The sequence below is a fragment of the Roseovarius sp. SCSIO 43702 genome, from assembly GCF_019599045.1.
Taxonomy (GTDB): domain Bacteria; phylum Pseudomonadota; class Alphaproteobacteria; order Rhodobacterales; family Rhodobacteraceae; genus Roseovarius.
The window spans coordinates 1,430,434-1,455,529 of the sequence record NZ_CP080623.1; the positions used below are offsets into that span (position 1 = coordinate 1,430,434).

Sequence of the window (25,096 nt, forward strand, 5' to 3'; positions counted from 1 at the left end):
CTGCGCGGCGACCGCATCCGGCACCTTGGGCTCATCAGAAACGATGACCGAGGCGCACAGCGATGCAGATCGAACTTTCCCCCGACGACATTGAAACCATCATCCACGATGCCGATGCGGCGGCACAACGGCTCCGGCGCAAGCTGTGCATGCCGATCTGCGAGCGCGAGGATCTGGGTCAGGATCTCCTGGTCGATCTGCTGCGCCGCTTGCCCGCCTACGACCCCGCGCGTGGCAGCATCGGCGCCTTCGCCAACATCGTCCTGCGCAACCAGTCCTCGCGGATCGCGATGCGCCATCACCGCCAGCGCCATGCGCAGGGTGGGTCGCTGCTCTCGCTCGAGGTTCCGCTGGCCGGTACCCGCGAGCCGGTCGGCGACACGCTGACCGAGGACGACGGGCTTGCCGCCTGGCACGGCCAGACCTGCTGCGCCGCGGCCGTCACCGAACTGCACCACACCCTGCAGGCAGCTCTCGCGCGGCTTCCGGCCGAGGATCGCCGGTTCTGCGCGGCGTTGGCGCATCGCCCCGTGACCGCCCTCGTGGCCGAGGGTTTCGGCAGCCGGTCCGCGCTCTACCGCCGCCTCGCCGATCTCCGTCACGTCCTCACCGTCCACGGTCTCGGTCCCGCCTGGGACGATCTCGCGGCGGCCTGAGTAGAGGCGAAAGGAGGAGATCATGTTCATGGGCACCACCCCCTTCATCACGGTCCGCGCCCGCCGACCGCTCACCGAGATCAAGTTCTGCGCCTGGGTGGCGCAGGCCGTGCCGGGCGATCGGCTCGAATACCATCGCGGATTTCTGGTTCTCGACATCTTCCCGATGTTCGCCCGTTTGCCGGATCAGCAGCGCGCGGAACTGGCACGGCTCGGGTCGCGCGCCTTCTGGGCGGCCGAACAGGGCCTCGTGCACCTGGTGCAGGAGCGCACGGGCCCCGACCAGTTCGCCTACATCGCCGTCGCCCGCCCCAAACCGAAGGCCGCAGCCGTCTCGCTGTCCGCGCTCCTGCTCGCCGAGCAGGGGCAGCCCGACCACGCCACCGGTTCGAGTGGTCGGGCTGCCGCGTGATGACCGCCTTCCAATCCCTTTTTGCCGATCATGGAGACCCTTACATGCCGTTCCCCGCGAACACCCCCACCGTCGATGACCTGCCGGGCCTCGGCTTGCAGGACATCGCCCAGCTGCCCGTCGAACTGCTGGCCATCCTGCAGCGCGACGTCGATGAGCGCATCAAGCGTGACAAGGCCGCGAAGGCTCGCCTCGATGGCGCGCTGATCGTCCGCTACGCCACCCGCGCCGCCGAGGAGCGGCAGGCGGCGGGCAAGGACACCGGCACGATCCGCTTCGACGATGGTGATTTCACCGTGGTCGCCGATCTGCCGAAGCGGGTCGACTGGGATCAGGATCGCCTCGCCGCCATGGTCGAGCGCATCCGCGCCGCCGGGGACGACCCCGCGCAGTATGTCGACATCGCCTTCAAGGTGCCCGAGCGCAAATACGCCGCCTGGCCCGATGCGATCCGCGCCGGTTTCGAGCCCGCGCGCACCGTCCGGCCCGGGACGCTGAAGATCGAGATCGTCCCGCAGGGAGGCGATCAATGAGCCTGCGCATCATTTCCGCTGACGACCGGCTGCGCGAGGCGCAGGGCAAGACCACGATGGCGCTCTTCGGGCCGAGCGGCGCGGGCAAGACCACGCTGCTGAAGACCCTGCCACCCGCCGAGACGCTCTGCATCGACTTGGAGGCGGGCCTCAAGTCCGTCCAGGACTGGCCTGGCGACAGCATCCCGATCCGCCGCTTTGCCGACGCGGTCGACATCGCCTGCGTGATCGGCGGCGCGAACCCGGCCGCCCAGCCCGAGGAGCATTTCTCGGAGGCGCATCATGCGCATCTGCGGGCGCAGCATCCCGAGCTGGCCGAGAAGATCGACACGAAGCGCATCATCTTCGTCGACAGCATCACCGACCTGACACGCCAAGCCATGGCATGGGCCAAGACCCGGCCCGAGGCGCTGTCGGAACGCACCGGCAAACCGGACACGCGCGGCGCTTACGGGCTCTTGGCGCGCGAGGTCATCGGGCTCTTGAAGCACCTCCAGCATGCGCCCGGCCGCACCGTGATCTTCGTCGGCATCCTCGAGAAGGTCGTCGACGACATGAACCGGGTGACCTGGCAGCCGCAGATGGACGGCGGAAAGGTCGCCCGCGAGCTCCCCGGCATCGTCGATCAGGTGCTGACGATGAGCCTGTTCACACAGGATCCCGGTGCGGGCCCCGATGCGCCCCCGACCTGGCGGCACGATCCCGACAAGGGCAATGCGCGCCGCCTCGTCTGCCAGTCCGGCAATCCGTTCGGCCTGCCGGCCAAGGACCGCAGCGGCCGGCTCGACATGACCGAGCCGCCCGACCTCGGCGCGCTCCTCACCAAGATCAACCAACCCCGGAAAGGATGACGACATGACCTTCGACATGAACGACGTGGAGCCGCAGCAGTCCGGCGACCTGATCCCCGACGGCACCTTCGCCAAGGTGGTGATGACGCTGCGCAAGGGCGGTACCGACGGATCGAGCGACGCGGATCGCGGGCTGCTCAAGCCCTCGAACCAGCCCGGCAGCGACGTGCTGATGCTCGATGCCGAGTTCACAGTCGCCGAGGGCCCGCATGCCCGGCGCAAGTTCTGGCAGAACTTCACCGTGCAGGGCGGGAAGCTCGACGAGCAGGGCCAGTCGATTGGCTGGAAGATCTCGAAATCGACCTTCCGCGCCATGATCGACAGCGCGCTTGGACTGAACCCCGAGGACATGAGCGAGGCAGCGAAGGCCAAGCGGGTGCTGCGCGGGCTCGCCGATCTCGACGGGATCAGCTTCGTGGCCAAGATCCAGATCGAGCCGAGCCGCAACCCCGCCTACAAGGACGCCAACAAGCTCGACCATGTCGTGCTGCCCACTGCGCCCGAATGGCAGAAGGTGATGGCGGGCGAGCCCGTGCCCGCGCAGCCGTCAAACAAGCCCCGGCCCGCCGCAGCAGCCACGCAGCCGGCGACCCCGGCATGGGGCCAGCCGCAGGCGGCCTCCGCGCCGGCGGCGCCTGCCTGGGGCGCGCCGTCGGCTCCCGACCAGCCCGCCACCCAGACCCCGCCCGCCGCCAAACCCGGCAACGGCCCGGCCTGGCTGAACCCGTGAGCCCGGACGAATGGCAGGCGCATGTCACCACGGAGGCGGCACGGGCGATGGGACGCTGGCTCGAGGCGCGCGGGCGTCTCGACCGCCCCATCGCCAGCCTGACCCGGCGCGATCTGGAATGCATGGCTTCGAACGCCATCAGCCGGTTCATCGTGCTGTCCTCCGAGCGCCGGACCGCCGCACCGGACAAGGAGGAGCGCGACACGCTGGACCTGCTGCTCATGGGGTGAGCGGCGTCTCGGAAAGGCGGCGGGGGAGCGTTTCAGCCGCGAACGGGCGGAGCCATCCTTCGCGCGCCGATCTCGCCCGGCGCGTGCCCTGCGCTCACTGCGGCCGCGAGGCCCGGGGCTTCGGCTACTGCCACGGCCTGCGCTGGGACCGTCACCCTCATTACCGCTTCTGCTCGATGGCTTGCCTGATGGCGGGCTCGGCCAACGCCAAAAGGAACCACGGCATGATCGACAAGACCGACATGGAGACGCGCGCCATCGTGGAGGCCCGCCGGATGCTCGCCGAGGCGCTGACGGAGATGGGCCTGATGGAGCCCTTCTTCGACCGCCCGGCCGCGGACATCGACCGCGTGATCGAGGCCTGCGTCGACGGCTTTCAGGCCTCGATGCAGCGCCAGTCCGACAACGGCGATGTGCCGTTCTGAGGGGGTGCGGATGCTGGTCGATTTCAACCACGGATCGGGCTTCGTCTATGGCCGCGACGCCTCTGAACCGGAACCCCTCGGCGCGCGGATCAACGGCCGCATCGATGCCGCGCTGGAGGCCGAACGCGAGGGGCAGCGCCCGCGCGACTATCTGGGCGCCAGCCGCATCGGCGAACCCTGCGCGCGGCGGCTGGTCTACGAGGTCACCCACACGCCGCCCGATCCCGGCAAGGATTTCGAGGGGCGCGTTCTTCGCATCTTCGCGGCCGGGCATGTCTTCGAGGATCTGGCGATCCGCTGGCTCCGGCAGGCCGGGTTCGATCTGCGCACGCAGACGCAAGCTGGCGGCCAGTTCGGTTTCGAGACGGCGGGTGGGCGCATTCGTGGCCATGTGGACGGCGTGATCGTCGGCGGCCCGGAGATCGGCCTCGAATGGCCTTTGCTCTGGGAGCACAAGGCGCTGAAAGCCTCGTCCTGGTCGGACACGGCGAAGAAAGGCGTGCAGCTCTCGAAGCCCGTCTACTTCGGCCAGATGCAGATCTACATGGCCTATATGGGCCTCGGGTCCGCGCTTTTCACCGCGCTGAACAAGGACACCTGCGAGCTCTACCACGAGCATGTGCCGTTCGATCCGGCCGCCGCGCAGGCGCTGTCGGACAAGGCGGTCGACGTGCTGCGCGCCGCGGACGCAGGCGATCTGCTGCCCCGCATCGCGACCAGCCCCGACTTCTTCCTCTGCCGGTTCTGCCCCTTCGCAACCCGCTGCTGGGAGGACCGGGCATGACCGTCATCCTTTCTGATACCCAAGGCCGCGCCATCGCCGCGATCCGCGACTGGTACGAGACGCGGCGGCACGACCAGCAGATCTTTCGACTGTTCGGCTATGCCGGGACCGGCAAGACCACGATCACCGCCATGGCGATCGAGGCTTTGGGGCTTGAGCCGATGACCCCCGGCGCGCCGGGCGGCGTGCTCTTCGGCGCCTTCACCGGCAAGGCCGCGCTCGTCATGACGCGAAAGGGCACGCCCGCGCAGACCATCCACAGTCTGATCTACCGCGTCTCCGAGGCGACGCCGGAGGAGATCGAGCGGGTGACCGAGGATCTGGCGGCGCTCCGGCGCGAGCTGCCGCGCATGGGGCCGGCCGAGCGAGACTTCGCCATGACGCGGATCGCCCAGCTCGAGATGCGGCTCGAGGACATCCACCAGCCCAAGTTCCTGATCAACGAGCAGTCGATCCTGCGCGACGCGGAACTGCTGGTCCTCGACGAGGTGTCGATGGTGGGCGAGGACCTAGGGCGCGACCTGCTCGCCTTCGGCAAGCCGATCCTGGTGCTGGGCGATCCGGGGCAGTTGCCACCCGTCAAGAGTGCCGGCTTCTTCACCGAGGCCGAGCCGGACGTGATGCTGACCGAGGTGCACCGGCAGGCCGAGGACAGCGCCATCCTGCGGCTTGCTACGCTGGCGCGGCAGGGCGCGCCGATCCCCAAGGGCGCGCATGACGACCATGTCTGGAAGATGTCGCGCTTTGATGTCGGCCCGGCGCAGATGCTGCGCGGCGGCCAGGTGCTTTGCGGCACCAACGCGACGCGGCGCTGGCTGAACACCGCCATGAAGCGCGCGGCCGGGTTCGACGCCGACTATCCGACAGGCCACGGCGAGAAGATCATCTGCCTCAAGAACCGCCATGATCTCGGGCTGATCAACGGCATGTTCCTGACGCTGAGCGATGTGCGCCAGGACCCTGACGACGCCTTCGCCTTCAGCGCCATGGTCGAGACCGAGGACGGCGAGACCATCGCCGGGCGGCAGAGCTTCTGGCGCGGCGAATACGCCGACCACATCGCCTACGACCCCGAGCGCGGGCGCCGCGAATGGCAGATCAAGCGCGGCCTGATCGAGAGCAGCTGGGGCTACGCCATCACCTGCCACAAGGCGCAGGGCTCGCAATGGGAGAACGTGGTCGTCTTCGACGATGGCTTCGGCCGCTCGGCGGCCGACAGGAACCGCTGGCTCTACACCGCGATCACGCGGGCCGAGCGGGGGCTGGTGATCCTTGCTTGACCTCAACGACACCCTCCCGCCTGGCCTTGAGGCGCCGCGTTACGATCTCGACCTGATCGTCGAGCGCCTGCGCGAGACTGCCGCGCACTGGGTGCCCGACCTCTTCCCGCGCGGCCGCCGCTCCGGCGACGAGTGGCGCCTCGCCAATATCCGGGGCGACGCGCCCCGGAACACCGGTTCCTGCGTCATCACGCTGCGCGGCGCGCATGCCGGCGACTGGATCGATTTCGACGGCAACCAGGGCGGCGGGCCTATCAGCGCAATCAAGGAGGCGACCGGGCTCGACGGCCGTGCGTTGATCGCGCGGGCCGCCGAGATCGCCGGCGTCACGCCCGGCGCGCCCGAGCGGCGCGCACCAGCGACACCGCCGACGCCGAAGCGCGACGCCAGACAGGATATCGCGCATATTCTGTCCAGAGCCGAGCCGATCGCGGGCACGCCCGCCGCGGCCTATCTCGCAGGTCGTGCCCTTACGGCGCCTGCCGAAGCCGATCTGCTGTTTCATCCCGATCTGGCGCATTGGGCGACGAAGACGGGCTATGCCGCGCTGCTCGGGCAGGTGCGCGATCGCAGCGGCGAGGTGATCGGGCTGCACCGCACCTACATCGTTGAAGACGACAACGAAGTGCGCAAGGCGCCGGTCTCGAACCCCAAGATGATGCTCGGGCGCATCGCCGGCGGTGCCGTGCGGCTCGCACCGCTCGGGACCGGTGACCGGCTGGCGCTGTCAGAAGGTATCGAGACCGGGCTCGCGGTCATGACCGCCTGTCCCGATCTGCCGGTCTGGGCGACGCTTTCCACCTCCGGCCTCGAACAGATCGATCTCCCGCCCGCGGCGCAGCGGGTGCTGATCCTAGCCGATCATGATGCATCCGGGGCAGGACTGCGGGCCGCCGAAGCCTGCGCCCGCCGCCTGCGCGCGCAAGGGCTTGATGTCGCCATCGCCATACCGCCCGAAGAAGGCCAGGACTTTAATGACCTGCTGCTCAGCGACGGTCCCGCTGCCGTCGCGGCGCTGATCGCCGATGCGGAGGCCAGCACCGAGGCCGATACCGTCCTTCAGACCGGCCAGCATCGTCCGCTCAACTATCAGGGCTCAGGCGAGACCGTTCCGACCTTGCGGGCCGACGAGGGTGATCTGGGGCGCGCGGTGGCACAGGTCTGGAGCGTACTCATGGCCTCGAACCGCACGCCATGGGTGTTTCGCTTCGCCGGGCTGCCTACATGGGTCGTCCCGGACGATGAGGGCCGCCCGGTGGCTACCATGCTCAATGAGGAACGCCTGCGCCACATGCTGGCGCGGCTCGCCCACTGGGTCCGCGAGAATGCCAAGGGTGAACTGCTGCCGGCGCCGCCCCCCTTGCCGGTGGTCAAGTCGGTCCTCGCGACGCCCGACCCGGCACTGCCGGTGCTGACAGGCATCGTCAACACGCCGGTCTTCGGCCGCTCCGGCACGCTGATCACGACGCCCGGCTACCACCCTGATGCTCGGCTGCTCTACATTCCGGCACCGGGGTTCAGCGTTCCGAACATCCCGGCCAAGCCCTCACAGGCGGAGATCGACGCGGCGCGCACCCTGATCTGCGAGGACCTCTTTGGCGATTTCCCGTTCACCAGCGAGGCCGAGCGCGCCCATGTGGTGGCGCTCCTGCTGCTCGGCTTCCTGCGCGGCATGATCGACGGGCCGACACCGCTGCACCTCATCGAAAAGCCGACGCCCGGCACCGGAGCCACGCTGATGGTCGATGCCGTGGCCACGATACTCACCGGCACGGGTGCCAGCGTGATGACCGAGGGGCGCGATGACGAGGAATGGCGCAAGCGCGTCACCGCCAAGCTGCGCCAGATCCCTTCGATCATCCTGATCGACAACCTGCGCGCCAAGCTTGACAGCTCGGCCGTCGCGGCCGCGCTGACGGCTCCCTTCTGGGAGGATCGTGTTCTGGGCGCCTCGGAAATGACCCGGCTGCCGATCCGCTGTCTCTGGATCGCGACCGGCAACAATCCCGAGTTCTCCAATGAGATGGCTCGCCGACTGGTGCGCATTCGGCTCGATCCTCACGAGGAGCGCCCCTGGCAGCGTACCGGCTTCCGCCATCCCGATCTGATGACATGGGTGCGTGCTAACCGCCCCCGGCTGGTCGTCGCCTGCCTGACGCTCTGTCAGGCCTGGGTCGCCGCAGGAAAGCCGCGGGGCAGCAAGACCATCGGCTCCTATGAGAACTGGGCCCAAGTGATCGGCGGCGTGCTCGAGACCGCCGGCATTCCCGGCTTCCTCGGCAATCTCGAGGACATGATGGAAGCCTCCGACAGCGAGGGCGCGGGCTGGAGCGCCTTCATCGCCGCCTGGTGGGACCGGTTCGGGACCGCCGAGGTGGGCGCGGCCGACCTCTTCGACGTGGCCCTGTTCTGCGATCCTGCGCCCCCCATTACCGGCCACACGGACCGCGCGCAGAAGACCAGCTTCGGGATCGCCATCAAGAAGATGCGGGATCGCGTGTTCAAGGTGAGCGATCTGACGCTCAGGCTGGCGCAGGCGGGCACGTTTCGGAGGGCGGTCAAATGGCAGCTGAAGGTCTCGGAGCAACCGTCGCGTCCGCAATCGGGCTCGCGAGGGTCTGATACGTGTGAACCTCCGAGCGCGGGTGTGAACCTCCAAAACCGAGGTTCACACGATCAAACCTTTGATCGGACTGGCAAATGTGAACCTTGTGAACCTTGTGAACCTCTCCCAACCCTTACGCACGCGCGCGCACACGCACATGCGAAGGATGATGCCGGAAAAGGTTCACAAGGTTCGCGAGGTTCACAAAGCCCTGCGAATTCAGAGCCTTGTCAGTGTGAACCTCCTTGTGAACCTCCTGCGGCAGGTTCCCGAGGTTCACCCGTCCCCGATTGGCTGAGGGAGCTCGATCCATGAGCCCCGCACGCCCCGCCCATCACCCCATCGAGCACCAACCCGGAAAGGAGCCCATCATGGCCCACGCATCTCTCAACCCGACCCCCATGAGCGCCCCGTTCCCTGGCGTGCCTGTCATCCTCGCCCTCGACCTCGGCACCACCACCGGGTGGGCGCTGCATGGCCATGACGGTCTGATCACGAGCGGCACCGTGTCGTTCCGCCCTGGTCGCTTCGACGGCGGTGGCATGCGGTATCTGAGGCTCACAAACTGGCTGAGCGAGATTGACCGACTGTCCGGGCCGATCGAGGCCATCTGGTTTGAGGAAGTGCGCCGCCATGCCGGGACCGACGCGGCCCACGTCTATGGCGGTCTGATGGCCACGCTGACCGCGTGGGCCGAGTTGCGTGGCGTGCCCTACGAGGGCGTGCCGGTCGGCACCATCAAGCGGTTCGCCACCGGAAAGGGCAACGCCAACAAGGACGCCATGATCGCCGCCACCCGGGACCGAGGGTTTAACCCCGTCGACGATAATGAGGCTGACGCGATCGCCATCCTGCTCTGGGCGATTGAAACCCGGGGAGGTGTCGCATGAGACGGCAGGAGTCCTGGACCGCTGATGACGTCGCTGATCATTTCGAGGAGGCGTTCCGCACCCTGCGCAAGCTGCCGCCGGTGAAGGTGCAGGGCTACTTCAGCGCCTGGCCCAATATCGTGCGGACCAGCCGCGAAATCGCGGCAATGGAGCCGCAGCCCATGCGGGTCAGGCCATCACCCTCTGCCATCACGCGGCTCGAGCGAACCTTCGATTGGGTGCTCTGGATCGAGGAGGCCGAGCGCAAGCTGATTTGGTCTCGCGCGGCCCGCGTGCCGTGGAAACAGATCAGCGGCGAGCTGGGATGCGATCGCACCACCGCGTGGCGGCGCTGGCAGCTGGCGCTCACCAAGATCGCGGCGCGGCTGAATGCAGCGTGATTCCAAAGTGTTGCAACACTTTTGTGTTCGACACATGCAACAGATTGGTGCTATAAACAGGATATGATCGGGAGACGAGCGTCAAGAACGCCCCGGTCGTTTTCCATCCCTTTCGTTCCCGCGAGGCACCATGGCTGTTCGCACGCCCATCCATCGCCCGGCGGGGCGACGCGACAAACGTGAGGCCGACCGGGATTACGCCCGCAAGCGCGATCCGGCTGTGCTTGCGCTTTACGCATCCACCCGCTGGAAGCGTGCCCGGAAACTCTTCCTGGCCCAGCATCCGCTCTGCGCCGAATGCCGGCGCCAGGGGCGCGTGAGCGCCGCCAACACCGTCGATCATGTCATCCCGCACCGCGGTGATCTGGATCGGTTCTGGGACCAGGACGGATGGCAGCCGCTCTGTGCCAGCTGTCACAGTCGCAAGACCGCCGCCGAGGATGGCGGCTTCGGCAACAAGCGGCGCTGACGCCGGCCACCTCCCCCGGGGGGCAAATCTCTGGGCGGTTTGATTACAAAACCGGGCGCCAAGCTTTCTGTATCCGTGGCCAAAATGGCGAGGGGGGGGTAGCGGCCCATGAAACAAGGAAACACAGCCGTGTCCGATTGCGAACTGGCCATTGAATACCGCGCGCTCGATGATCTCGTGCCCTATGCGCGCAACGCCCGCACGCATTCCGAGGCACAGCTTGCCGAGATCGCGGGCTCGATCCGGGAGTTCGGGTTCACCAACCCGGTGCTGATTGCGGAGGACGGCACGCTGATCGCGGGCCATGGCCGGGTGCTGGCGGCGCGCTTGCTTGGGATGGAGACCGTGCCGAGCATTGTGTTGATCGGCTTGTCCGAGAGCCAGCGCCGGGCGCTGGTGCTGGCGGATAACCGCATCGCGCTGAATGCCGGCTGGGATGAAAGCCTGCTGGCGCTGGAACTCAGCGATCTGAAAGAGGCCGGGTTCGATCTCGGGATCATGGGGTTCGAGGACGGCGAACTCGACCGGCTTCTGTCGGGGACGGACGAGGACGACGCCTCAACCGCGCCGAGCGTGATCCCGGAGCCGCCGCGCAATCCGGTCTCGCGCACGGGCGATCTCTGGGTGCTTGGGGACCATCGGCTGCTTTGCGGCGACAGCACAAGCGAGACGGATGTGCGCCGCCTTATGAACGGCGAACGGGCCATCCTGTTCGCGACAGATCCGCCCTATCTGGTGGATTACGACGGCTCGAACCACCCGACACGCAACAAGGATTGGTCGCAGTCTTACGGCACCACATGGGACGATAGCAGCCAAGGCGCCGATCTCTATGACGGTTTCATCGCAGCGGCCGTGACCGAGGCCGTCACCGAGGACGCCGCCTGGTATTGCTGGCACGCCTCGCGCCGCCAAGCGATGCTCGAGGAATGCTGGGAGAAAGCCGGGGCCTTTGTCCATCAGCAGATCATCTGGGTAAAAGAGCGCGGGGTGCTGACCCGCTCGCACTATCTCTGGAGGCACGAGCCCTGCCTGATGGGCTGGCGCCGCCCGAACCGACCGCCCAAGGTGGCCGATGAAACGCTGGCCTCGACCTGGGAGATGCCCAGCTTCACCAAGGAGGAGCGGCCGGACCATCCGACGCCGAAACCGCTGGATGCGTTCGGGATCCCGATGCGCCAGCATGTGGCGCGGGGCGGCCTCTGCTATGAGCCCTTCGCAGGCTCCGGCTCGCAGATCATGGCGGGCGAGGCCAACAACCGACGCGTGAATGCGATGGAGATCAGCCCGGCCTATATCGATGTCTGCATTGAGCGTTGGCAGGCTGAGACTGGGCGCGAGGCAATCCTCGAAGGCGATGGCCGGACCTTTGTCGAGGTGCAGGCGGAGCGGCTGGGGGACAGAAACGCGCCCGCCAAAATAACGCAGGACAAGCCAGCCGCGCAGAAGCCCAGCCGCAAGCGGAAGGCCGCGGTATGAAGCAATCGCGCGCCATGTCCTTGGTCGAGGCCATCGCCAATGTCATCGTCGGCTACGGCTTCGCGGTCGTGACGCAGATCCTGATCTTCCCGATCTTCGGGTTGCACACGACGCTGGCGCAGAACCTGCAGATGGGCGGAGTGTTCACGCTGGTGAGCATTGCCCGGTCCTTTGCGCTCCGGCGTGTATTCGAGACAATCCGGATCCACAGCGAAAGGATCTGATACCTATGGAGACCTGACATGGCGGGCCGTAAACCGCTGCCGACACAGCTGAAACTGGTCAAGGGAACGGCGCGACCGCATCGGATGAACCCTGACGAGCCAAGGCCAGAGGTAGCAACACCGCCACCGCCCGATCATCTTGATGAAGCGGCTGCGGCAAAGTTCACCGAAATGGCCGCGCTGCTGGCCCGGCATGGGGTAATGAGCGAACTCGATGTGAGCGCGCTGGCCCGCTACGTCGTGGTTTGGCGGCGCTGGCTTGAGGCCGAAGAGGAGGTAAAACGCCGCGGTCCGGTGGTCAAGACCGTTGCGGGCAACATCATCCAGAACCCGTTTCTGGCTGTGGCCAACCGATGCATGGCGCAAATGGGCCAGATCGAGAGCGAATTCGGGCTTACGCCGTCCAGTCGGACGCGGGTGCGCATGGCGGAACCTGCCGAGACGCGTGATCCGTTTGAGGATTATCTGAACCGTGGCCAAAAATCCTAAAGCAAAGCGCCCGGTCTGCCCGGTTAACGCGTATGCGCGCGGTGTGGTTGGCGGCAAGATCATCGCGGGGCGGCTGGTACAGCTCTCCTGCGCACGCCACTTGGCCGATCTCAAATCTGGCGCGGCGCGTGGTCTCCTCTGGGACAGCGCGGCCGCGTTACACGCGATCGAGTTCTTCAGCCATCTGCGCCACTCGACCGGGGAATGGGCGGGCGAGCCCTTCGTGCTGCAGCCCTGGCAGGAGTTTGTGGTGGGATCGATGTTCGGCTGGAAGCGCAAGTCTGGCCTGCGCCGGTTCCGCACCGCCTATGTCGAGGTCGCCCGCAAGAACGGTAAATCGGCCCTGTTGGCGGGTATCGCGCTCTATGCGCTGGTGGCCGATGGGGAGCCGGGCGCCCATGTCTATGCCGCTGCCACCACCCGCGATCAGGCGCGGATCGTGTTCGGTGAGGCCGAGCGCATGGTTGCGGCTAGCCCGGCGCTCTCAAGCCGGGTGACAAGGACGGTCAACAATCTCGCGGTGCTGCCGACCGCGTCCTGGTTCCGGCCGCTCTCGGCGGATGCCAGCAAGATGGACGGGCTCAACGTGCATCTGGCCGCGGTGGACGAGGTGCATGAGCATCCCGGGCCGGAGATCATCCAGAAGCTCAACACCGCCACCGGTGCACGGCGTCAGCCGCTGATCGTCGAGATCACCACGGCGGGCTACGACCGCCACTCGGTCTGCCGCCAGCATCACGAGTTCTCGGTCAAGGCGCTGGAGGGCACGGTGCCGCATGAGACGGCCGACAGCTGGTTTGCCTATATCGCCACCATCGATGAGGGCGATAACTGGACCGATGAGAGAGTCTGGGTGAAGGCCAACCCGAGCCTCGGCGTGACGGTGAAGATGGAGGATCTGAAGCGCCAGATCGACGAGGCGCGCGAAATGCCCGCCCAGCAGAACGCGATCCGGCGTCTGCGGCTGAATGAATGGACCGAACAGGTCACCCGCTGGCTCGACATGGATGTCTGGGCCGAGGGCGGCCCACCCACCGTGACCGATTGGCAGGTGGTGCGCGATGACCTTGCAGACTTGGAGCAAAAGCTGGCGGGGCGCGAATGCTATGGTGGGTTGGATCTGGCGCGGGTCAATGATCTCTCGGCCTTTGTGCTGTTGTTCCCGCCCACCGGGGATCCGGCCCTCGGGGCCTTGGCGGATAAATGGATCACTCTCTGCCGGTTCTGGGTGCCGGAGGAGGATATTCTGCGCCGGGGTAAGCGCGATCGGGTGCCTTACGCCACATGGCGCGACCAAGGCTTCCTGACCGCCACCCCTGGCAATGCCACTGATTTCGCCTTCGTCGAGGCAGAGATCATCGATCTCTCTGCGCGCTTTGATCTGCGCGAGCTGGCCTATGACCGCACCTTCGCAGGCGAGATCGTCCAGCATCTACAAGATGAGGGGCTGAACCTGGTGCAGTTTGGACAGGGCTTTTTGAGCATGGCCGCACCGACGGCAGAACTGGAGCGGCTGTCGGTGTCGCGCATGCTCTGGCATGGCGGCCATCCGGTGCTGCGCTGGAATGCCTCCAATGTTGCCGTGCGCCACGATCCGGCGGGCAATATCAAGCCGGATAAGGAGCGCTCCAGCGAGCGTATCGATGGCATCGTCGCCACCTGCAACGCCCTGGGGCGCGCGCTGCTGCGCGACATCAATGCCGGCCGCTCGGTCTATGACAATCGCGGCATCCTGATCCTTTAGGAGCAACGCCCCATGTCTTTCTGGTCCCGCTTGTTTGCAGGCAAATCGCCTGCGGCCGCGTCGCCGCGTGCCTCTGTCCAGGACGCAGCTAGTGGTCTGGCCATCACGACCGCAAGCGAGCTGGACGCGGCGCTGCGCGCCGGGGCACTGAGCGCCTCTGGCGCGTCGGTAACGCCGGACAGTGCCATGCGGGTGGCGGCCGTCTATGCCTGCGTGCGCATCATTTCCGGCGCGGTGGCAACGCTGCCCTTGCATATCAAGCGCCGGGTCGATGCCCGGACCCGCGAGGATGCCTCGGATGCCCCGATCTGGCAGCTGCTGCGGCGAAGGCCCAATCGCTGGCAAACACCATCGCAGTTTCGCCGCATGATGCAGGCGCATCTGCTGCTGCGCGGCAATGGCTATGCGATGATCGTGCGTTCACGCGGCGAGGTTCGTGCATTGATCCCGCTGCATCCAGACCGGGTCGCGGTCACGCAGGGCGACGACTTGGCGCTGGCCTATGTCTATACGCGGGCGGACGGGCGCCTTGTGTCGCTGGGGCAGGCCGAGGTGCTGCACCTGGTGGGGCTGACGCTGGACGGGGTGCACGGGGTCTCGGCCATTGCCTATGCGCGCGAGACGATCGGTCTGGCGCTGGCGATGGAGGATCATGGGGCCACCACGTTCCGCAACGGTGCGCGAGTCAGCGGTGTGCTGAAACACCCGCAAAAGCTTGGCCCCGAGGCGGTGGCCAATCTCAAGGCCGGGCTCGAGGCGTTCCGCGCCGGTGGCGAGCAGGACGGCAAGAACCTGATCCTCGAGGAAGGCATGGAGTATGACCGCATCGCCATGACGGCCGAAGACGCGCAATGGATCGAGAGCCGCAAGTTCAGCCGCACCGACATCGCCATGTTCTTCGGGGTGCCGCCGCATATGATCGGCGACACCGAGAAGTCCACCAGCTGGGGCACCGGCATCGAGCAGCAGTCGATCGGCTTTGTCGCCTATACGCTCGAGGATCACCTGACGATGTGGGAGGAGGCGATCGATCGCGACCTGATTGGCGCTGACGATACGCTCTATGCCCGGTTCAACCGCGCGGCGCTGGTCAAGGGCGACATCAAGGCTCGCTGGGAGGCTTATGTCAAAGGCCTGCAATGGGGCGTTTACAGCCCCAACGAGATCCGGGCGCTGGAAGATCAAAACCCGCGTGATGGTGGGGATGTTTACTATCCGCCGCCTAACATGACCGCGAATGCCGAGGAAGTGGAAGACGAAGCCACTGCACCCGCCGAGCAGGATGAGGCCGACTCCTGACATTCATTTCACAGGGGCTCGCCCAATGGCCGGGGGGACCGTTTCAGTTCGTGAAGGCGTCGATCAGGTTGATGACGGAGAGGATCTTTCTGGTATCGCGATCAACCCGGTAGACGCGATCGCCATCGCGATAATACCGCCAATCGTCGCGCGGCTCGAGATTGAGTCTGCGGAGGTCGCGAATAACCACATAATCACCAATTCGAAGGATGTCCCCGATCCTGGAGCCGTAATGATGATCATAAGACTTGCGTGCTTGGCCAGGGGGTACGCAAGGCGGGTTCTTCTTTGCAAGGCCTGGCGGACAATGTCCTGCAAATCCGCGGTGGTGGTTGCCGCGCGCCTTGCCCTTGCCGTGACCCGGATCTGCCAAAGCAGGCATGGCGGCCACCGATGTGGCTGCAATCGCCATTACGGCCAGTGTTCGGGAAAGTCTCATAGTTCACTCCGCTCAAGCGTTTTCGAATAGATAGTGCCGAGGGGGGTAGGAGTCAGCCCGGCCGAACATCACTAGGCTATAAATGCGGCGAAAATGGCGGGCTTCCGCCTGTCTAACTGTCGTCCAGCCTGAATTTTGCTAGCAACCGAAAGGCATACCGATGAGTCTGCGTGACCTCCCGGCTGGACCGGACTTTCAACGCCCCGCCACCTATCAGTTTGATACGCCGTCCGATGCGCTGGCAAAATGGGCTGACATGCCGAGCCCAACGACGGCCAGCGACAACACCACGATCATGATGCTCGATATCATCGGCGACGACGGCATTGGCGGTGGCGTGAGCGCGAAACGGATCGCGGCGGCGCTGCGCGCGATCGGCAATCGCGACGTCACCGTGCAGATCAACTCGCCGGGTGGGGACATGTTTGAAGGCATCGCCATTTACAACCTGCTGCGCGCGCATCCGGCCGAGGTGAGCATCGAGGTACTGGGCATTGCCGCCTCGGCGGCCTCGATCATTGCTATGGCAGGCGATCATATCCGCATGGCGCCGAGCAGCTTTTTAATGCTGCACAATGCGTGGGGCGTGGTGATCGGCAATCGCCACGACATGGCCGAGGCTGCGACGCTGTTCGAGCGTTTCGATGGCGCGCTGGCGGATATTTATGCGGCGCGCAGCGGCAAGACGCGCGCCGAGATCGCGGCACTTTTGGATGCCGAAACCTTCCTGACGGCGCAAGAAGCGGTGGCTGCGGGGCTGGCGGATATCATCGCGGGCGAAACCGACGCAGCCTCGGATGTTTCTGCGCAGGTGCGTCCCGACATCCTCGCCAAGCGCCGCATTGACGCGGCACTGGCACAACAAGGCATCCCCCGCAGCGAGCGGCGTATGATGCTGAAACAGATTACCGGCACGCGCAACGCTGCCGAACCTGCCACGCATGACGCTGGCTTTGACCCTGCTGCCCTGCGGCAGCTTCTCGACACACTTCAAGCCTAGGAGGCTGTCATGACCGACATGACCAAACCCCGCATCCGCGGGGCCGTGCGCGTGCGCGCAGAGAGCGGCGATGCGAAATCCATCGTCACCGAGTTGAACAAGGCCTTTGCCGCGTTCAAGACTGAACACCAAGAAGAACTGGAAGGCATCAACGCCAAATTCGCCGACGTTGTGCAGGCCGAGAAGGTCGAGCGCATCAATGCCGAGATCGGCAAGCTGCAGACGGCGCTGGATGACACCAATGCCCAGCTGGCGGCGGCCAGGCTCGGCGGCGCTGGTGACGGCCCGGCGGTCTCGACCGAGGCGCGCGACCATGCCCGCGCCTTCAACCAGTTCTTCCGGCGTGGCACCGAGGAGGGCTTGCGCGAGCTTGAGATGAAGGCCGCGCTGCGCACCGACAGCGACCCGGACGGTGGCTATGTCGTGCCTGATCAGATGGAGCAGACCATCGATCGGGTGCTGGGCACGGTTTCGGCCATGCGCTCCATTGCCAGCGTCATGTCGGTCTCGGCGGCCAGTTACAAGAAACTGGTGAACCAGGGCGGTGCCGGAGCAGGCTGGGTCGGGGAGCGCCAGGCGCGCCCGGACACCGCAACTCCGACGTTGGCGGAACTGTCGTTTCCTGCCATGGAGATCTATGCCAATCCGGCGGCAACCCAGACATTGCTTGATGATGCCCGGGTCGATATCGCGGCCTGGCTGGCTGAGGAGGTCTCGACCGCTTTTGCCGAAGCCGAGGGTGCGGCCTTCATCAGCGGCGACGGGGTCAACCAGCCCCGCGGTCTGCTCTCCTATGACACGGTGGCCAACGCCTCCCAGTCCTGGGGCAAGATCGGCTATACTGCCTCCGGTGTGGCCGCGGCCTTGACCGACAGTAGCCACAATGGCGTCGATGCGTTGATCGATCTGATTTACTCGATCAAGCAGGGGTATCGGCAAAACGCCCGTTTCCTCATGAACAAGTCGCTGCAGGCGACGGTGCGCAAGCTGAAATCCAAGACCGAGGAGCTCTATCTGTGGCAGCCCCCGGTGCAGGCGGGCCAGCCCGCGACGCTGCTGGGCTATCCGATCACCGACGACGACAACATGCCGGATGTGGCGGCGGGGGCGTTCCCGGTGGCTTTTGGCGACTTCCGCCGTGGCTATCTGATCGTTGATCGCTTCGGCGTTCGAGTGCTGCGCGATCCCTATACCAACAAGCCTTACGTGCATTTCTACACCACCAAGCGGGTCGGCGGCGGGGTGCAGAACTTCGAGGCGATCAAGCTGCTGAAGATCGCGGCCTCCTGAGCCCTTGCGGGCGGGGATCCACTCGCCCGCACCATCCCTCCATTCCTGAAAGGACACTCCGATGAAGGACATGCATTCTGATCTCTCGGTGGCTTCGGCCATTGATGCGGCCACGCTCGCGGCCGACAACACGCCCGCTGCAATCGACCTACGCGGGTTTGATGCCGCTGAAATCGTACTCGCGATCGGCGCGGGCGGCATCACGTTCACGTCCAGCAACAAGATCGAGTTCAAGCTGACGCACTCCGAAGAGGACGCAAGCTATGAACCGGTCACCGAGGTTGATGTACTCGGTGTCGAGGAAATCGGCAGCGGCGGGGTGATCAAGGCGCTGGTGGCGGCGCATGCCCAAGCTGGCGTCTATCGCTTCGGCTATGTCGGCGGCAAACGCTACCTGAAACTCTTGGCCGCATTCTCGGGCACCCATGGCACGGGCACGCCGATTGCAGGCGTCGTGATCCGGGGTCACGGCCAGATCAACCCACAGACGGCGCAGGCCTGATGCTGACGCGCGGGCGGCGATGGTCGCCCGCGTTCTTTTGCGGAGGTTGCTGATGACCACCCTTGTTCGCACCACAGCCCCAGCGGAGGCCCCGATTACGCTGAGTGAGGCAAGGGCGCAAATCCGCGTCGATCACAATGAGGAGGATGTGCTGATCCAGCACTATATCGATGCGGCCACCTCGCTGCTCGATGGGCCGGCGGGTCTGCTTGGGCGGTGCCTGGTGACCCAAAGCTGGCAGATGAATGTCGACGCTTTGGCCGGACCAGTGCATTTGCCGTTTCCGGACACGGTGATCGATGAGGCGAAATTTGCGGATGGTGACGCTGAGGACGTGCCCTACCGGCGCGAGATGTGCGGGCAGCGTCCCGTCCTGATCCCGCTGCAGGGCTGGGGGCGGTCTGCGGTGATTTCCTTCACCGCGGGCTATGGTGCGCCGCAGGATGTGCCTGCCACGCTGCGTCAGGCAATTCTGCTGCTCATCGCCCACTGGTATGACAATCGCGAGGCGGTCACGATCGGTGCGGCAGGCGCCGCTTTGCCCATGGCGGTCGATGCGCTGATCGCGCCGTCGCGGCTGCAGCGGGTTTGAGCCATGATGGCCGGAAGGTATGATCGCCGGGCGCAGTTCCGCCGCTATGTCGAAATCGATGACGGGTTCGGAACGGTCCAGAGCTGGGAGGATCATGGCGATCCGGTCTGGGTCCAGCTCACCCATGTCAGCGACAGTGAGAAATGGCACGCCGCCCAGGTGCAGGCGACTGTGACATCCCGCCTGCGTCTGCGGTGGTCCAGCTTCGCCGCTGACATCAGCCCGCTCGATCGCGTCATCTGCGAGGGGCGCGATTACAACATCACGGGGGTCAAGGAAATCGGGCGGCGAAAGGCCATCGAGATCACCGCGAGCGCCCGCGCCGACCAGAGCTGACAAGGGAGGCACCCCATGCCGCCTGATCCAAACGCGAGAAATCGGTATGATTTGTCAGAGCACGAGTTCGAGGCGATGCTCGCGCGCGCCGCCGAGGAAGGCGCAAAGCGGGCCCTCGCGGACGTCGGCCTGGACGGCCACGAGGCAGCGCTCGATATCCGTGACCTGCGCTCCTTGCTCGACTGTATCCGGCTGGTGCGTCGCACCGCGATGCAAACCGCCGTGCGCATGATCACCACCGGCGTCATGCTGGCGCTGTTGGCGGGCATCGCCATCAAGCTGAAGATCTTCGGCGGCGGTCCGTAGCCGCTCACCACCCATCGATCGCCCCAACCGTACCCGCCCTCGAGGCGGGTTTTTTCGTTTTGGAGGACCCCCATGACCACGACCTTCCACCGCCATTGGCGCAACGTGCCCGAGCGCACCTGGCGCTGGCCGAACTTTTCGCCCGCTGAAATTGCCTGTCGGGGCACCGGCAAGCTGCTCGTCAACGAACCGGCGCTCGACAAGCTGCAGGCCCTCCGCGACCGGCTGGGCAAGCCGCTGATCGTGCGTTCCGCCTATCGCAGCCCCGAGCACAACCGCGCTGTCGGCGGCGCCACTCGGTCGAAGCACCTCGACGGCGCCGCCTTCGACATCGCCATGGCGAACCACGACCCTGCGGCATTCGAGGCGGCGGCACAGGAGGTCGGGTTCCTCGGCTTCGGCTTCTATCCGCGCTGGGGATTCATCCATGTCGACCTCGGCCCCGCGCGCCAGTGGGGCGAGCGGTTCCCGATCAGGGCGACTGCCTTCGCCGAAGAAACGCCGCCTGCGCGAAAGGTTCTGGCTGAGAGCCGGACCATGAGGGCCGGCGGCGCAGCGGGCGTCGCGACGCTGGGCGCAGCCGGCGTGGAGGTGGCGCAGCAGGTGCTGACCGAGACGCAGACCGCCATCCTGCCGCTGGTCCCGTACCTCGATACGCTCCGCTGGGTGTTCATCGCCGTGGCGCTCGGTGGGATCGCGATCACGATCTACGCCCGCCTCGACGACTGGCGCCGGGGGCGACGGTGATCGCCGTCTTGCTCAGCAGGATCGCAGCCAGCCCATGGATGCGGGCCACTTTGCGCTACGGTGCCATCGCCGTCGCCGTTGCCCTATTTCTTTTGTCTGCCCGGCGCTCCGGCGAACGCGTCGGTCGCCTGGCAGGACGCCTTGAAACCACGGAGAAGGCCAATGACGTCCAACGCCGGATGTTGGAGGCAGCGGCTCGCCGCCCTCGCGATCGGAACGAGCTTACTCAGCGGCTGCGCGACGGTCGGTTCTGACGGCAGCGGGCCAGCGGCGTGTCCGCCGGTCGTCGAGTATGGCCGCGAGATCAAAGTGCGCGCGACCGACGAACTCGGGACTCTTTCGGACCGGTCCGCCATCGCCGAGTTGCTGGCTGACTACGGCGTCATGCGGGATCAGGCGCGCGCGTGCAGCGGGCAATGAAGCCTCTGCACACCAGCCGATAGCCTTTTCTTTCCGATGCAGCTACAGTGAGCGATAATTCAACAATCATTGCTGCCTTCGGGGAAGAAATGGACCGTCTCGAATGCGATCGCATGTTCCTCGCCGTCATGGAAGCCGGCAGCTTCACCGGGGCAGCGGAAAAGCTCGGCACCAGTTCCGGCCAGGCATCCAAGCTGTTGTCGCGGCTGGAAAGTGAACTTGGCGTGCGGCTGCTCAATCGGACGACGCGATCCGTTTCGCCGACGGAGGCCGGTAGGGCATACTACGATCGGCTGAAGCCGCTCGTGGATGAACTCGAAACGCTGGATCTCGATATCCGCAACATCTCGCAGTCGCCGCGGGGGCGGCTGCGCCTGACGGCGCCGCTGACCTTCGGCACGCTGGAAATGGCACCCGCGCTCAATGAATTCGCTGCGCGCTATCCCGACATCGAACTTGATGTGACCTTCACCGACCGGGTCGTCAACGTCGTCGACGAGGGTTTCGACCTCGCCATCCGTGTCGGGCGCCCCGGCGATTCCAGCCTGATCATCCGCAAGCTCTGCGCCGTCCGCATCGTCGTGGTGGCCGCGCCCGCCTACCTCGAGATGCACGGCGCCCCCGAGGCGCCTTCGGACCTGGAACACCATGCCTGCATAATCGACACCAACTTCCGCGAGCCGAACCGTTGGCCGTTCAGGACGCAGCAGGGCGACGCGGAGATGGTGAACGTCTCAGGCCGCATCCGCTACTCCAATGCCGAAGCCTGTCTTCAGGCCGCGACCCTGGGCTTGGGGCTGGCCTGCGTCCCTGCTTTCGTGGCGGGGGACGCGCTGCGGTCCGGCGGGGTGACGCGACTTCTGTCGTCCTACGAGACGGAGCCTTACGACGTTCACGTGCTCTACCCACATAACCGGCACCTTGCCGCGAAAGTGCGCCTGCTCGTCGACTTCCTGGTCGAACGCTACAGACAGACACCGCACTGGGAGCAAGGCTGGTGACAATTCCATCCAATTGAGAAGCAATCATCTTCCCCTTGACCGGATTATCATTCGGCTCAGACAAGATCATCTTCTCCCTACAGACACCGCGCAAGTGCGCCCCCTTCGAGGAGAATCGAAATGACCTACGCCACCGCTTCCACATCCGCCCGTCCGTCTCTGGTCGAGGGCGTGACCAACGCCGATCTCGCCGCGACGATCCTGCGCGTCTCGATGGGCGTGCTGTTTCTCGCCCATGCCGGGCTGAAGCTCTTCATCTTCACCCCGGCCGGTACGGTCGGTTATTTCGCAAGCCTCGGGCTGCCCGGGCCGCTCGCTTATCTCGTCATCGCAGCCGAGCTGTTCGGCGGCATCGCCCTGATCCTCGGCATCTATTCCCGCTGCGTGTCTCTGGCGCTGGTGCCGATCCTGCTGGGCTCGATCTATGTGCCGCACGGCGCTGCCGGCTTCTTCTTCTCGAACGAAGGCGGCGGCTGGGAATACCCGGCGTTCTGGGCGGTGACGCTGATCGTCCAGGCCCTGCTCGGCGACGGCGCATTCGCGCTGAAGCGCAGCCGCGCCTGAGCTTCCTTGCGGGCCGCGGGGAACCTCCCGCGGCCGCACTTTTCCCGAGGAGACCGATATGACCGCCGCTACAGACTTCTTCGACATGACTACCGCGCCGCTGCGCATCGGGACCGTCCGGCTCAAGGTGCGTGACCTCGATGCGGTCTCCACCTTCTACCAAACGATGCTCGGACTCCGCCCGATCGAGAGCCACGGCCATCGCTTCACGCTCGGCATCGGCGGCACGCCGCTGCTGGAGCTCGTGGGCGACCCGAAGCTGGCTCCCCTCGACCCGCGGCAGGCCGGCCTCTTTCACACCGCCTTCCTGATGCCGACCAGAGCTGACCTGGCCCGCTGGGTCGCCCACGTCGCGGAAGCGCGCGTGCCGCTTCAGGGCGCGTCGGACCACATCGTCAGCGAGGCGCTCTATCTCGCCGATCCCGAGGGCAACGGCATCGAGGTCTATTCCGACCGTCCGGTCTCGGACTGGCACGGAGAGAGCGGCGAGATCCGGATGAGCACCGATCCGCTCGATCTGCAGGACCTGCTCCAAAGCGCCGAGGGCACCGAATGGTCGGGCTTCCCGGAGGCCGGCAGCGTCGGCCATGTCCACCTGCAGGTGGGGGATACTGCGGAAGCCGATCGCTTCTACCGCGACGTACTCGGCCTCGATATCGCGGCGCGCTATCCCGGCGCCAGCTTCTACGGCAGCGGCGGCTATCACCACCAGCTTGCCGGCAACGTCTGGAACAGCCGCCGGGCCAGCACGCGCCCCGAGGGCATGGCAGGTCTCGAGGCCGTCGAGATCCTCGTCCGGGACGCCATGAACATCACCGCCATTGCCGTACGCGCCGACAGTGCCGGCATTGCAAGCACCAGGAACGCCGATGGCCTGACCCTGCGCGACCCCTGGGGCACCGCAATCACGCTGAGGAATTGAGGAGACGACCATGCTGATAAACGGGAAATGGGTTGCGGACTGGCAGCCCGTCCAGGCCAAGGACGAGAAGGGCGGCTTCGTCCGCCAGACCTCCAGCTTTCGCAACTGGATCACCCCTGACGGCAGCGCCGGGCCGACCGGCGAAGGCGGCTTCCAGGCCGAGCCCGGCCGCTACCATCTCTATGTCGCGCTGATCTGCCCATGGGCGTCGCGCACGCTGATCGGTCGCAAGCTGAAGGGGCTTGAGGACGCGATCTCGGTCTCCGTCGTCGAGCCCGAACTCTCCGACCAGGGCTGGCGCTTCGGCGATACTGGCGGGGCCGACCTCGACACGCTGAACGGCGCTAATTTCCTGCACGAGATCTACACTCGCGCCGACCCCGCCATTTCGGGCCGCGCGACGGTGCCGGTGCTGTGGGACAAGCAGCGCGGCACCATCGTGAACAACGAATCCGCCGACATCCTGCGGATGCTGAACTCCGGGTTCGGCGACTTCGCGGACCCCACCTTCGACCTCTATCCGGCCGACATCCGCGAAGAGATCGACGCGCTGAACGCCCGCATCTATCCGCGCCTCAACAATGGCGTCTACCGCGCGGGCTTCGCCACCACGCAAGCCGCCTACGAGGAGGCGTTCCACGACGTCTTCGCCATGCTCGACGAGCTTGAGGGGCGCCTCGGCGACGGCCGTAACTTCCTGCTGGGCGACCGCTTCACCGAAGCGGACGTGCGGCTCTTCGTGACGCTGGTGCGCTTCGACGCGGCCTACCACGGCCTCTTCAAGTGCAACCTGCGCCGCATCGCCGACTATCCCGCCTTGAGCCGCTACCAGACGCGAATCCTCGCGATCCCCGGTGTGCGCGACACGGTCAGCATCGACCACATCAAGCGCGGCTATTACTCGATCAAGGCGCTGAACCCCACCGGAATCGTTCCAGTAGGGCCCCAAGGTGGCGAATGCCTTGGCTGGCTACCGGCAGCGACATCCCCGTCGAGGGCGATGACGACGGAACGGTTGTCAAGGTGATCACCGGCTCGTTCTGGGGAAAACCGGTCCGGTGGACGGGATCGCGGCCAATACGATGCTGCTCGATGTCTCGGTCCCCGCCGGGCGGCCCAAGGTGCTTGCAGTGGACACGCGGGCCAATGCACTTGCCTATGGCTTTGCTGGCTCCGGCACGTTCCGCAATGCCATCGACCCTCTCGGGATCAAGGTCGAAAAGGAATATCGCGGCACCGAGCTGAACATCCGAGACATGACCGGAAACCGCACACTGGTCCGTTTCGGGTCTGGCGACGAAATCACGGTGCAGGCGGGTAACGATGGCATCCGTTTCCTGCTGATGGCCGGCCGGCCGATTCAGGAACCCGTCGCCTGGCATGGCCCTATCGTGATGAACACACAGAAGGAACTACGGCAGGCGCTCCATGAACTGAACAACGGCACTTTCATAAAGCACAGCTGAGGATGCCGCACGATACGAAAAACCAACCAAC

Annotated in this window: 31 protein-coding genes and 1 pseudogene; 31 read left to right on the forward strand and 1 reads right to left on the reverse strand. The window is 65.8% G+C overall.

Going from position 1 to position 25,096, the window contains the following annotated elements:
• The first annotated feature begins 62 nt into the window (after positions 1 to 62).
• The 18 genes from K1T73_RS06950 to K1T73_RS07035 all read left to right on the forward strand — a co-directional run bounded on the left by K1T73_RS06950 (position 63) and on the right by K1T73_RS07035 (position 15,480).
• Complete coding sequence (locus K1T73_RS06950) at positions 63 to 656, forward strand: sigma factor (RefSeq protein ID WP_220603208.1); 594 nt, start codon at positions 63 to 65, stop codon at positions 654 to 656.
• A gap of 22 nt (positions 657 to 678) precedes the next feature.
• Positions 679 to 1,068: a hypothetical protein gene (locus K1T73_RS06955; protein WP_220603209.1), complete on the forward strand. Its 390-nt coding sequence runs from the start codon at positions 679 to 681 to the stop codon at positions 1,066 to 1,068.
• Positions 1,069 to 1,112: 44 nt separating this feature from the next.
• A complete protein-coding gene (locus tag K1T73_RS06960; protein WP_259400479.1) occupies positions 1,113 to 1,601 on the forward strand; it encodes a hypothetical protein in 489 nt (162 codons plus the stop codon).
• Entirely contained in the window at positions 1,598 to 2,452 is an 855-nt protein-coding gene (locus tag K1T73_RS06965; RefSeq protein WP_220603211.1) for an ATP-binding protein, read from the forward strand. Before K1T73_RS06960 ends, K1T73_RS06965 begins: the two co-directional genes overlap by 4 nt.
• A 4-nt stretch (positions 2,453 to 2,456) precedes the next feature.
• Positions 2,457 to 3,182, forward strand: a complete 726-nt coding sequence (locus K1T73_RS06970) for a hypothetical protein (protein ID WP_220603212.1) — start codon at positions 2,457 to 2,459, stop codon at positions 3,180 to 3,182.
• Positions 3,179 to 3,412, forward strand: a complete 234-nt coding sequence (locus K1T73_RS06975; RefSeq protein ID WP_220603213.1) for a hypothetical protein — start codon at positions 3,179 to 3,181, stop codon at positions 3,410 to 3,412. Before K1T73_RS06970 ends, K1T73_RS06975 begins: the two co-directional genes overlap by 4 nt.
• A gap of 224 nt (positions 3,413 to 3,636) precedes the next feature.
• Positions 3,637 to 3,837 (forward strand): DUF6511 domain-containing protein, encoded by a 201-nt coding sequence (locus K1T73_RS06980; protein WP_234184572.1) that lies wholly within the window; start codon positions 3,637 to 3,639, stop codon positions 3,835 to 3,837.
• A 10-nt stretch (positions 3,838 to 3,847) separates the two neighbouring features.
• Complete coding sequence (locus K1T73_RS06985; RefSeq protein ID WP_259400480.1) at positions 3,848 to 4,621, forward strand: PD-(D/E)XK nuclease family protein; 774 nt, start codon at positions 3,848 to 3,850, stop codon at positions 4,619 to 4,621.
• Positions 4,618 to 5,901 (forward strand): ATP-dependent RecD-like DNA helicase, encoded by a 1,284-nt coding sequence (locus tag K1T73_RS06990; protein ID WP_220603214.1) that lies wholly within the window; start codon positions 4,618 to 4,620, stop codon positions 5,899 to 5,901. The genes K1T73_RS06985 and K1T73_RS06990 overlap by 4 nt, the downstream gene beginning before the upstream one ends.
• Positions 5,894 to 8,821, forward strand: a complete 2,928-nt coding sequence (locus K1T73_RS06995; protein ID WP_220603215.1) for a toprim domain-containing protein — start codon at positions 5,894 to 5,896, stop codon at positions 8,819 to 8,821. The genes K1T73_RS06990 and K1T73_RS06995 overlap by 8 nt, the downstream gene beginning before the upstream one ends.
• A gap of 56 nt (positions 8,822 to 8,877) precedes the next feature.
• Positions 8,878 to 9,396 carry a crossover junction endodeoxyribonuclease RuvC gene (locus K1T73_RS07000; protein ID WP_259400481.1) on the forward strand — a complete coding sequence of 173 codons (519 nt, stop codon included), beginning with the start codon at positions 8,878 to 8,880 and terminating at the stop codon, positions 9,394 to 9,396.
• Positions 9,393 to 9,776 (forward strand): DUF6362 family protein, encoded by a 384-nt coding sequence (locus K1T73_RS07005; protein WP_220603216.1) that lies wholly within the window; start codon positions 9,393 to 9,395, stop codon positions 9,774 to 9,776. Before K1T73_RS07000 ends, K1T73_RS07005 begins: the two co-directional genes overlap by 4 nt.
• Positions 9,777 to 9,906: 130 nt before the next feature.
• The gene (locus K1T73_RS07010; protein ID WP_220603217.1) at positions 9,907 to 10,245 is read left to right on the forward strand and encodes an HNH endonuclease; all 339 of its coding nucleotides are present in this window, start codon (positions 9,907 to 9,909) and stop codon (positions 10,243 to 10,245) included.
• Positions 10,246 to 10,353: 108 nt separating this feature from the next.
• Entirely contained in the window at positions 10,354 to 11,724 is a 1,371-nt protein-coding gene (locus tag K1T73_RS07015) for a site-specific DNA-methyltransferase (protein ID WP_220603218.1), read from the forward strand.
• Positions 11,721 to 11,948, forward strand: coding sequence for a hypothetical protein (locus K1T73_RS07020; protein ID WP_220603219.1), 228 nt, complete (start codon positions 11,721 to 11,723; stop codon positions 11,946 to 11,948). Before K1T73_RS07015 ends, K1T73_RS07020 begins: the two co-directional genes overlap by 4 nt.
• 18 nt (positions 11,949 to 11,966) lie before the next feature.
• On the forward strand, positions 11,967 to 12,437 hold the full coding sequence (locus K1T73_RS07025) for a phage terminase small subunit P27 family (protein ID WP_220603220.1): 471 nt from the start codon (positions 11,967 to 11,969) through the stop codon (positions 12,435 to 12,437).
• Positions 12,421 to 14,181 (forward strand): terminase large subunit, encoded by a 1,761-nt coding sequence (locus K1T73_RS07030; RefSeq protein ID WP_220603221.1) that lies wholly within the window; start codon positions 12,421 to 12,423, stop codon positions 14,179 to 14,181. Before K1T73_RS07025 ends, K1T73_RS07030 begins: the two co-directional genes overlap by 17 nt.
• Positions 14,182 to 14,193: 12 nt before the next feature.
• Positions 14,194 to 15,480, forward strand: a complete 1,287-nt coding sequence (locus tag K1T73_RS07035) for a phage portal protein (protein ID WP_220603222.1) — start codon at positions 14,194 to 14,196, stop codon at positions 15,478 to 15,480.
• A 43-nt stretch (positions 15,481 to 15,523) separates the two neighbouring features.
• On the opposite strand, the gene K1T73_RS07040 is transcribed toward K1T73_RS07035, so the two are convergent.
• Positions 15,524 to 15,919 carry a hypothetical protein gene (locus tag K1T73_RS07040; protein WP_220603223.1) on the reverse strand — a complete coding sequence of 132 codons (396 nt, stop codon included), beginning with the start codon at positions 15,917 to 15,919 and terminating at the stop codon, positions 15,524 to 15,526.
• 160 nt (positions 15,920 to 16,079) lie between these two features.
• On the opposite strand from K1T73_RS07040, the gene K1T73_RS07045 reads away from it, so the two are divergent.
• From K1T73_RS07045 to K1T73_RS07105, 13 genes and pseudogenes are all read left to right on the forward strand, one after another.
• On the forward strand, positions 16,080 to 16,919 hold the full coding sequence (locus K1T73_RS07045) for a head maturation protease, ClpP-related (RefSeq protein WP_220603224.1): 840 nt from the start codon (positions 16,080 to 16,082) through the stop codon (positions 16,917 to 16,919).
• Between the two features lie 9 nt (positions 16,920 to 16,928).
• Entirely contained in the window at positions 16,929 to 18,209 is a 1,281-nt protein-coding gene (locus K1T73_RS07050) for a phage major capsid protein (protein WP_220603225.1), read from the forward strand.
• A 61-nt stretch (positions 18,210 to 18,270) separates the two neighbouring features.
• Entirely contained in the window at positions 18,271 to 18,711 is a 441-nt protein-coding gene (locus K1T73_RS07055) for a hypothetical protein (RefSeq protein ID WP_220603226.1), read from the forward strand.
• A gap of 52 nt (positions 18,712 to 18,763) precedes the next feature.
• The gene (locus K1T73_RS07060; RefSeq protein WP_220603227.1) at positions 18,764 to 19,303 is read left to right on the forward strand and encodes a head-tail connector protein; all 540 of its coding nucleotides are present in this window, start codon (positions 18,764 to 18,766) and stop codon (positions 19,301 to 19,303) included.
• A 3-nt stretch (positions 19,304 to 19,306) separates the two neighbouring features.
• On the forward strand, positions 19,307 to 19,639 hold the full coding sequence (locus K1T73_RS07065) for a phage head closure protein (protein WP_220603228.1): 333 nt from the start codon (positions 19,307 to 19,309) through the stop codon (positions 19,637 to 19,639).
• Positions 19,640 to 19,654: 15 nt separating this feature from the next.
• Positions 19,655 to 19,945, forward strand: coding sequence for a DUF6127 family protein (locus K1T73_RS07070; protein ID WP_220603229.1), 291 nt, complete (start codon positions 19,655 to 19,657; stop codon positions 19,943 to 19,945).
• Between the two features lie 72 nt (positions 19,946 to 20,017).
• On the forward strand, positions 20,018 to 20,692 hold the full coding sequence (locus K1T73_RS07075; protein WP_220603230.1) for a D-Ala-D-Ala carboxypeptidase family metallohydrolase: 675 nt from the start codon (positions 20,018 to 20,020) through the stop codon (positions 20,690 to 20,692).
• Between the two features lie 162 nt (positions 20,693 to 20,854).
• Positions 20,855 to 21,112, forward strand: a complete 258-nt coding sequence (locus K1T73_RS07080; RefSeq protein WP_220603231.1) for a hypothetical protein — start codon at positions 20,855 to 20,857, stop codon at positions 21,110 to 21,112.
• A 113-nt stretch (positions 21,113 to 21,225) separates the two neighbouring features.
• Complete coding sequence (locus tag K1T73_RS07085) at positions 21,226 to 22,113, forward strand: LysR family transcriptional regulator (RefSeq protein WP_259400484.1); 888 nt, start codon at positions 21,226 to 21,228, stop codon at positions 22,111 to 22,113.
• 120 nt (positions 22,114 to 22,233) lie between these two features.
• The gene (locus tag K1T73_RS07090; RefSeq protein ID WP_133395062.1) at positions 22,234 to 22,677 is read left to right on the forward strand and encodes a DoxX family protein; all 444 of its coding nucleotides are present in this window, start codon (positions 22,234 to 22,236) and stop codon (positions 22,675 to 22,677) included.
• Positions 22,678 to 22,735: 58 nt separating this feature from the next.
• Positions 22,736 to 23,599 carry a VOC family protein gene (locus K1T73_RS07095; RefSeq protein WP_220603233.1) on the forward strand — a complete coding sequence of 288 codons (864 nt, stop codon included), beginning with the start codon at positions 22,736 to 22,738 and terminating at the stop codon, positions 23,597 to 23,599.
• Positions 23,600 to 23,609: 10 nt separating this feature from the next.
• Positions 23,610 to 24,626, forward strand: coding sequence for a glutathione S-transferase family protein (locus K1T73_RS07100; protein ID WP_220603234.1), 1,017 nt, complete (start codon positions 23,610 to 23,612; stop codon positions 24,624 to 24,626).
• Positions 24,575 to 25,065, forward strand: a pseudogene (locus K1T73_RS07105) (pirin-like C-terminal cupin domain-containing protein); the annotation flags it as partial. The gene K1T73_RS07100 and the pseudogene K1T73_RS07105, both read left to right, overlap by 52 nt.
• Positions 25,066 to 25,096 lie beyond the last annotated feature (31 nt).